A 546-nucleotide genomic window follows, 5' to 3' on the forward strand; every position below is an offset into this window, starting at 1 on the left:
CCGTAGAGTCAACCAGCAAGTGCAAAATTACAAAACGTGTTTGAAGAATTCTCGTTTTGGTGTAGAAAAGTTTAATTTTTCTCTCGGTCTTTCGTTCAATTTCTTTTGTATCGACATAATTCTCTTGTCTGTGTAATGTTCAAACGAATCCTTTTTCGGTATATATTGTCTGATTAGCTTATTTGTATTTTCAATAGCTCCCTTCTGCCATGAGCAATATGGATCAGCGAAGTACACGGGAACGCCTAAGAACTTGGTAATGTCCTTATGTGCCGCAAATTCAGGCCCGTTGTCTGTTGTAATGGTCTTCAGACAGTCCTTGTATGGCAGCAGCAGTTTCCTGACCACCTTTGCCAGGGGCTTTGACTGCTTCCCTAATGGCAGTTTCTGCATGAGCAGCATATTGGTGGACTTCTCCACCAGCGTGAGTATGGCGTGCTGGGCAGGGTCTACGATCAAGTCCATCTCAAAATCCCCGAATCTCTTCCCGTCAACTTCCTTACTTCTTTCATGGATGCTCACCCTGTCTTTGATTGGAAGATGTTT

Annotated in this window: 1 protein-coding gene; it reads right to left on the bottom strand. The window is 43.4% G+C overall.

Annotation, left to right across the window (positions count from 1 at the left end):
• Nucleotides 1–27: 27 nt before the first annotated feature.
• Nucleotides 28–546 (bottom strand): IS30 family transposase (locus tag HMPREF1254_RS08400; protein WP_023058233.1); only part of this gene is annotated, 519 nt, incomplete at its 5' end.

The sequence above is a fragment of the Prevotella sp. BV3P1 genome, from assembly GCF_000479005.1.
GTDB lineage: Bacteria > Bacteroidota > Bacteroidia > Bacteroidales > Bacteroidaceae > Prevotella.